The sequence below is a fragment of the Actinomadura roseirufa genome (genome assembly GCF_900659635.1).
GTDB classification, from domain to species: domain Bacteria; phylum Actinomycetota; class Actinomycetes; order Streptosporangiales; family Streptosporangiaceae; genus Spirillospora; species Spirillospora roseirufa.
This window is the reverse complement of the sequence record NZ_CAACVB010000316.1, coordinates 1-7,837: the sequence shown is the minus strand read 5'-3', so window position 1 is coordinate 7,837 and position 7,837 is coordinate 1. Positions and strand designations below refer to the sequence as shown.

The 7,837-nt window shown below is 72.7% G+C and carries 6 protein-coding genes and 1 pseudogene; 1 reads left to right on the top strand and 6 read right to left on the bottom strand.

The genetic code is table 11. The features are described from left to right. The 6 genes and pseudogenes from E1291_RS36365 to E1291_RS36340 all read right to left on the bottom strand — a co-directional run. A pseudogene (locus E1291_RS36365) lies at window positions 1-192 on the bottom strand (transcription antitermination regulator); the annotation flags it as partial. A gap of 256 nt (window positions 193-448) precedes the next feature. Then, a complete protein-coding gene (locus tag E1291_RS36360; protein ID WP_131742595.1) occupies window positions 449-871 on the bottom strand; it encodes a CBS domain-containing protein in 423 nt (140 codons plus the stop codon). Between the two features lie 156 nt (window positions 872-1,027). Then, the gene (locus E1291_RS36355; protein WP_131742594.1) at window positions 1,028-1,462 is read right to left on the bottom strand and encodes an SSI family serine proteinase inhibitor; all 435 of its coding nucleotides are present in this window, start codon (window positions 1,460-1,462) and stop codon (window positions 1,028-1,030) included. Window positions 1,463-1,702: 240 nt separating this feature from the next. Continuing rightward, window positions 1,703-2,287 carry a sigma-70 family RNA polymerase sigma factor gene (locus E1291_RS36350; RefSeq protein WP_242614600.1) on the bottom strand — a complete coding sequence of 195 codons (585 nt, stop codon included), beginning with the start codon at window positions 2,285-2,287 and terminating at the stop codon, window positions 1,703-1,705. A 534-nt stretch (window positions 2,288-2,821) separates the two neighbouring features. Continuing rightward, window positions 2,822-5,989 (bottom strand): M14 family metallopeptidase, encoded by a 3,168-nt coding sequence (locus tag E1291_RS36345; RefSeq protein ID WP_131742592.1) that lies wholly within the window; start codon window positions 5,987-5,989, stop codon window positions 2,822-2,824. A gap of 186 nt (window positions 5,990-6,175) precedes the next feature. After that, window positions 6,176-6,916, bottom strand: a complete 741-nt coding sequence (locus E1291_RS36340; RefSeq protein ID WP_131742591.1) for a TetR/AcrR family transcriptional regulator — start codon at window positions 6,914-6,916, stop codon at window positions 6,176-6,178. 174 nt (window positions 6,917-7,090) lie between these two features. On the opposite strand from E1291_RS36340, the gene E1291_RS36335 reads away from it, so the two are divergent. Continuing rightward, window positions 7,091-7,837: PAS domain-containing protein (locus E1291_RS36335; protein ID WP_131742590.1), on the top strand; the 747-nt coding region annotated here is incomplete at its 3' end.

The window sequence follows — 7,837 nt, the reverse complement described above, 5'->3', positions numbered from 1 at the left end:
GCCCGGAGGGTTGCCCGCCGCCCGCGGCAGGGCCCAGCGGACGCTCGCGGCGCCCGCGCAGCCCGGCACGGCGCGGGCGGCCAGCTCGGTGACCCGGTGCAGAGTGCCCACGTCCGAGGACTCGCCGACCATCCCCAGCTGGGCGATCTCCAGCGCGAGCTGGTCCGTCAGGACCGAATCGGTGGACGTCACGGCTTCGACGTTATCCTGATCCCGCCCCTGGTGCGGCCCGTGGCCGCGCGGGGGCGGTGCCGGGCCCGGGCCCCTGCCGAAATGCCGCTCTCCCCGATCCATGACCGCCTCTGTCGCTGGTCGCCTCTGCCGCTCGGTCCGCGGGTCGTCCGGCCGCCTCGCCGCCCGCCACCGGCCGTCTCCGGCCCGGGGGGACGCGGACGGGCGCCCGGCTCGTCCTCGTGTCGGTCGTCGGGCCCGTCACGCCGGGCCCCTGTCAGTTGTTGGGCGGGGCCTTGCTGATCGCCGGGAGGGGGCCGCCGTCTCCGTTCGCGACGGCGAGGTCACCGATGGTCACGATGCCCACCGGCCGCTGCTCACCGTCGACCACCGGCAGCCGCCGCACCGCCCGCTCGCCCATCAGCCGCGCGGCGGTCGTGGTGTCGTCATCGGGGTGGATGGTCGCCAGCTCGGCCGTGCACACGTCGCCGAGCGGGGTGAGGGCGGCGTCGCGGCTCTCGGCCACGGCCCGCACCACGATGTCCCGATCGGTGATCATTCCGCACAGCCGTCCCGCGTAGGTGACCAGGACGTCGCCGATGCCCTCGTCGCGCATGACCAGCGCCGCCTCGTGGAGCGTCGCGTCCAGCGGAAGCGCCTGCGGAGCGGTGGTCATCACCTCGCTCACTGTCCGTGGCATCGCGCGCTCATCCTCCTGAATCCCGGCCGCCCGCGTGACCCGTGTCGCGCGTGTACCCACGAGTGGGCCGCCTATGCGGGTCGATTTCGGATCAGCTCGCCGCGGAACGCTCCAGGGCGCTCCGGGCGCCGGGCCGAGAGGCTCGGGGCGCGCGGCTCAGAACGCGAAGATCCGTCCCGTGCGGGCGCGCATGGCGCACTCGTTGCCGTACCGGGTGGTGAAGCGGACGGGCCGCCCGCGCCACTCGCCCTCGGCGTGCGCGAGGACGGGGGAGTAGACGGTGGTGCAGATCCGGCCGTCCTGATGCCGGGTGATCTTGCCCTCGGACTCGTCGAGGTCCTCGCAGGCCTCCTCGGCGGCGGGGTGGGTGCCGCCGACCGGGTCGCAGCGGAGGGTGACGCCGCGCGTCCCGGAGGTCTGGCGGCCCGGAAAGGTCAGCGTGAGGCGGAGGGAGGTGGGGCGGTCCGCGGCGGCGGGCGGGACGGCGGCGGGGACGGCGAGGCCGCGGGGGACGGCGGCTCCGGCGGGGACGGCGGGCAGCAGGGCGGCGAGCGCGGCGCCCGCGAGGGCGGTGGCGACGAGATGCGGCATCGAGCACTCCCGATAGTCGGACGGGCCGTCGCTCAATGTATCCGAGTCGCTACCGATTGTGCCGGGAAATGGGTGATCCCGCGGCCACGGGGTAGCCGCGGGATCACGTTCGGGGGAGGCGGGGCGGGAGGCCGGGGGTGGCGGATGCCCTCGTCGGGGGGCGTCCGGACGAGGAGGGGGCGCGGGCGGGGAGCGGGGGATGGGAGCCGGAGGCCGGACCGGCGGGGGCCGGCCTCCGGGTCAGGCGGCGAGGATGTGGCTTCGGCGGTGGTCGGCGAGCGCGTCGCGCAGCTGCTTGCGGCCGCGGTGCAGGCGGGACATCACCGTGCCGATGGGGGTGCCCATCATCTCGGCGATCTCCTTGTAGGCGTAGCCCTCCACGTCCGCGAGGTACACGGCGTCACGGAAGTCCTTGGGCAGGGCGCGCAGCGCCTCGACGACGCCCGAGTCGGGGATGCGGTCGAGGGCCTCGGACTCGGCGGACCTGAACCCGGACGAGTGCGCCTCGGCCTGGGCGATCTGCCACTCCTCCAGCTCCTCGGAGCCGGCGCGCTGGGGCTCGCGCTGCTTCTTGCGGTAGGTGTTGATGAAGTTGTTGGTGAGGATGCGGTTCAGCCACGCCCTGAGGTTCGTGCCCTCCTGGAACTGGTGGAAGTTCACGTAGGCCTTGGCGAGGGTCTCCTGGACGAGGTCCTCGGCGTCGGCGCTGTTGCGGGTCATCCGCACGGCGCTGATGTACAGGGGGTCGGCGAGTGGCAGGACGTCGCGCTCATAGCGCTCGGTGCTCTCGGCGGTTCGGCGGACGGGCATGGTGACAGCGGTCATCATCGCTCCCCGTAGGTCGTGACCCTTGAGGGCCGGTTGCTTGCGCGCGTTCGGGGGCGCGCGCGGACCGGGCGGACGAGCCGCCCCCCGTGCTGGTGGTACGTGCCACCGTTCCCGACGGGTTCGGAGCCGGCCTGCGGACCGCGGTGCAGCGAACTGATCTCGCGGCGCCGCGCCGTTCTTCCGGGGAAGGACCGGCATCATGTGGGGCCCGGCCATACGTCATCGGGGGCCGAGGATCTCGCGCGCGCCGGTGGCCAGGGCGACCCCGTCGCCGGGACGTCGCGGGCCTTTCTCCGAGCGGCGCTACCACTCGTCAGTGGTGTTCCCTGTCATAGAAGACGCGTCCGAGGTGCCGGAAGGTTGCGTGGCGTCCATCACACCAGGTAGGGGGAGATCTTTCGGGGGCGGGGAGGCCGAGGACCCCGGCCGGTGGAGGCGGCCGAGGCCCTCGGGTTCGGCGCGCCCTCCGGGGACCCGAGGTGACGGGAGTCCCCGGAGGGCGTGCGTCTCAGCGTGCTCCGCTCCCTCCGCTCAGCCGAGCAGGTGTTCGAGCGCCCTGGACACCAGGGCCCGCTGGTCGGCGGGCGTCCTGGCCTGCTCGATGCCGAAGCCGAACAGGACGGTGTCCTTGGTGGCGACCGACGAGACGGAGTCGATCGTCGCCTGGGCACGGGCGAACTCGGCGGCGTTGGCGGGGCTGCCCGCCGGGGCGCCCTGGACGGACCAGGGCCCGAGCCCGCTCTCGAAGCCCTCGGCGTCGATCAGGCCGCCCGTCGTGGTGACCTTGGTGTCGTCGACGAAGAGCCCGGTCCCGCCGGTGCCGGGGTCGCTCACGTAGCTGATCGACACCTCGACCTTCTTGCCCGCGTAGGCCGACAGGTCGAAGGCGGTCGGCACCCAGCCGTTGGAGTTGCCGGTGAGGGCGTTCCATTGACCGGACGTACCGGTGTTGGCGCAGGGGGTCCCTCCGGTCAGGTAGTGCTTCAGGAAGGGATGCAGCGCCAGGAGGTAGCCCCTTTCGCACTCGGCGGGCACGGCGTTGCGGGTCCGGCCGTTCTTGTCGGGCAGCGTGGTCCAGTCGTCCGCCCCGGCCGTGTGCGCCTCGATGATGACGTTGTCGAAGCCGTTCTCGGTGCTGTAGGAGAGCTGGGCCTGCAACGTGGGCGCCTGCGCGGCGGTCACCGAGGACAGGTCGACCGTGCGGACGAGCCGCCGGTACAGGGAGTCCTGATGGGGCCCGGCCACGTACCACTGGCCCTCGATCGGCTCGCTGGGCGCGGCGGCCCCGCGGTAGTCGCCCGCCTTCCAGCTGTCGAACTGCGGGAAGGTGCTCTTCGGCAGGACGGTCGAGGTCACCTGGAAGCCGCCCGCCTCGTTCAGCGGGTTGGCCGCGGTGCCGCTCAGGTCGGCCGTGAGACCACCGAACGGACGTCCCGCCCCGGTGAACTGGGTCGGCGCGCCCACCCGCTGCCGGTCGTAGGCACCCAGGTAGTACTGGAAGAAGTCGTCCGACAGCAGCTCGCAGTCGTCCCGGAAGTTCCCGTTGACGACGCAGGGCTTCTCCGGGTGGCCCTTGAGGCCGTAGTAGATGCCGCCGCCGTTGGCCCTGCCGAGCGGGCCGTTGTAGCCGGTCGTCTCACCGGTGTGCAGCAGCTTCCCGCCCTCGTTCAGGTACGAGCGGACGGACAGCACCAGCTGCTGTTCGCGGTCGGCCACCTGGGAGTCGGGCTGGTCGCCCAGATGGGTCTTGACGGGTTCGTCGGCGGCGTCCTGGGTGAGCCGGTTGTCGCCCAGGTACCACACGACGGCCTTGAAGTGCTTCAGGACGCCGAGGTCGTGCGGGGCGCCGTCCTTGTCGATGTCCCAGAGCAGCGGCTTGTGGTCGGCGGCCTTGACCAGGTCGGCGTACTGCTGGGCGTACTTGGGCGCGTTCGTCCCGGCCGGGTAGGTCGGGTTGACGCCGGTGTAGTCCTCGTCGGCGATCACCAGGACGTCGGCGTCGCGCTGGTCGCGGACCGTGTAGGTGAAGTGCCTGCTCTCCACGCGGGTCTTGCCCTTGGTCCCGGCGAACCAGACCTCGACCTTGTCCCCGGCCTTCTGCCCGGTGACCTTGCCCCGGAACTCGCCGTAGTAGATCTTGTTCTCGTTCCCGAACCGCTCGCCGCCGCGCCACTCGCGCGCGCCGTCGTGGCGGACCTCGCCGCCGTTGATCCGGTAGAGCAGGTCCTTGTTCGTCAGCGACCGCCGGATGTAGCCCGCGACCTCCTGGGTGGACCCGTAGGACGTGGTGAAGCCGTCGGGCTCGAAGTCGGGGGCGGTGCGGCCCACGGCGGAGACCGGGTTGTCCGGGGTGTGCGCCGACTTGCCGACGGAGAGGGCGAACGGCAGGTTCTTCTGGAACTCGTTCGCGATCAGCTTCTCGTCATCGGGGAACTCGAAGATGCTGCCGCAGTTCTCCGGCTTCCACTCGTCGTCGGGGAAGGCGTTGGCGGCCGTCCTGCAGGTCGCCATCTCGGGCGTGATCGACAGGGCGCCGTACCGGTTGTCGGCCTCGCCGTCGGTGTCGCCGTTGGTGGTGTAGAGCTGGGCGCCCAGTTCGGGGGTGTAGCCCGGGACGGCCGGGTGGTCGTAGTCGCCCACCAGCGCGTCGTGGATCACGTCGTCGGGGCTGCGCGTGGCGGTCTGCCAGCCGACGCCGTGAAGCAGCAGCTCCGCCGCCGAGTGGTAGTTCACCAGGTAGGTGGGGTTGAGCCGCTTGTAGAGCGAGGTCTGCGCGATGGTCTCCGGCTCGGACGCCGGGCCGGAGCCGCGGAACGTCTCACTGGCGGGCTGAGGGGAAGAGCCCTCGTTGTCGTAGCCCCACTTGTAGGGGAAGTTGCGGTTGAGGTCGACGCCGTCCCCAGCGGTGATCTTGCCGTCACCGTTGTTGTCGTGGGCGTTCTTGCGCCAGAGCCGGAACCCGTCGGTGAACGTGAGGTCGTAGCCGTCCACGTTGACGACGGGGACGAACCAGACGTCGGTCGTGTCAATGATCTTGGTGAGGTCGGCGTCCGAGCCGTAGCCCTCGACGTAGTGGTGCAGCAGCCGGCGCACCATCTCCGGCGTGATCCATTCGCGGGCGTGCTGGGCGGCCTGGTAGACCACCGCAGGCCGCTCGCCGTCCTTGAGGTGCGCGACGTCCTTGCTCACCCGGACGGCCGTGATCGGCTTGCCCTGGGTGGTCTTGCCGATGTCCACCGCCGTCGCGATGGAGGGATGGTCCGCGGCGACCTTCAGGAGCTCCTCACGGATGTTCCCGGGGCCGCTGTAGGGGCGGAACACCTTCGGCGCCGCGGCCTTGGCGCGCTGGCGCACGTCCTTGCCCCGCACGGTCTTGACCGTCAGGGGCAGGCCCTGCCTGATGAGTGCTGCGGCCTGCGCGCCGTTCAGCACCGCCTCGACGTGCAGGAGGTCGCCCTGGCCCTTGCCCTTGCCGACGCTGATGTCCTCGTGGTCGAGCCCGGAGCGGTTGAGGAGCTTCACCTGGTCGGTGGTCAGCTCGCCGTTGTAGACGTCGACGGCGCCGCCCGGGACCGGGGTCGCGGGGGCGGCGTTCGCGGGGGCCGCCGAGAGCGTTCCGATCAGGAGCGCCGCGGTGGCCAGAAGGGGAGTGAGTCTCTTTCGCCGGAATTTGCCGTGCCGGAATACCGTGCGCGCCATCGCGCCTCCCTGGCATGGATCACGAACGGGGGTTGCGTGATCGTCTGCCGCGGGACGAGGGGTGTCAATGTGGCATCAGCGTCGTTTGCCGCATTCGGTCACTTTGTGGGAAAGGTGCACCGTGCGTCCGCTTCGAACGTCCACCCTGATTGGAACGGGCCAATTCGGACCCGCGAACCGGCGGGGTCAGCCGGGAAGGTGGCCGGCCAAGACCGTCCGGACGAGATCCGCCGCGAACTCCTCCGGCTCCGGCGGGAGCTTCGCGCCCGTGGCGACCGGCTCCGGCCCGGCCAGCCTGACCAGGAAGGCGTGCTGCTGGCAGGCGCCCAGCAGGGCCACGGCGAGGAACGGCGACGGCGCGGTGGCCGCGAGCCGTCCCGCCCCCCGCTCGGCCTCCAGGTAGCCGATCAGCGCGGCGTGGCCGAGGACGGGTCCCGCCACGGCGCCCCCCGGCGGGCCGGCCGGGGGACCACCGGGCGAGCCCGGTGGGCGGGCGTCGCCGTCCTGGCCGGTCCCGGCCCGCCCGCGGGCCTTGGCCGCGGCCTCCCGCTGTGCCTTCGCCGGCCCGTCGTCCTGGAGCCAGGCGATCAGCTCGGGGTCGGCCAGCACCGGTCCGACCATCGGCAGCAGCTCACCGTAGAAACGGATCATGTCGGCCGCGAGACGGGCGAGGTTGCCCTCGACCGTGCCCCGCCCGGCCGAGTCCAGCAGCCGGGCCATCGCCGCCCGCGCCGTGCCCGTGACCTCGGCCAGCGCGGTCGCGAACAGCGCCGTCTTGTTCGCGAAGTGGTTGTAGAGGCTGCCCTCCGAGACCCGCGCCCTGCGCGCGATCTCCTTGGTGGTCGCGGCCACGATCCCGCGCTCGCGGATCACCTCGATCGCCGCGGCCAGGATGCGGTCCCGCATCGGTTCCGCCGCCCCTGCCATCCGCTCCACCTCCACTCCCGCCGCAGGACGGTAGCACGGGCGCTTATATGAGTGAGCGCCCACCCAGTTCAGTTTAGCCGGAACCCCGACACGCGGACGCTCACGCCATGTAACGTCCCATTCACCGCGTGTGCTGGGCGTGTCGCAGCATCCAGCCCAAGGGGAGGGGTCCGCGTGGGCATCACCGCGAGTCAGCCGCCGCCGTCCCGGGCCGGGGGGCCGCCCGGCGAGCCGTCCGGAACGCCGCCCGGCAGGCCGCCGCGCGACGAGCCGCCCGCCACCGTACCGGACGCCGCGTCGCGGACCGTCCCGCCGCCGCTCACCGCGCCGCCGGACGTCCCGCCGCCGGACGCCGCGGTCCCCGGCGACCCGCTCGCCGCCGACGCGCACCCGCCCCGCTTCCTCGGCCAGCACATGCTCGGCGTCGCGCGGATGGCCGTCATCGCCCTCAACGGGCACGGCCGCGTCAGCCACTGGAACCAGGCCGCCGTCGACCTGTTCGGCGTCGGCCGGACCCAGGCCATCGGCCGTCCCCTCTCGCTGCTCCTGCGGCTTCCCCAGGAGCACCGCGGCGCCTTCGAGACCAAGGCGTTCGGGCACGTGTGGTGCGGCGCGAGCCTCGTCCCCCGCGTCGACAACGGGGAACTCGCCGAAGTGGGCTGGTGGGTCTACCCCATCGACCCGCCCGGCCACGGCGACGGGCTCGGCGGCGTGCACGGCGGCGTTCACGGCGGCGGGTCCGGCGGTGGGCAGGGCATCCGCGTCCTCGCGCTGGCCGCCGACCTGCGCCGGCTCCGCGAGGACGGGCCGGGCCTGTCCCTGGGCGACGTCCTCGTCGCCGCCCCCGACGGCACGCTCCGGCAGGCCGCGGGCGCGCGGCTGCTGCGCGTCGAACCCACGCTCGCGCCGCCGTCCGACCAG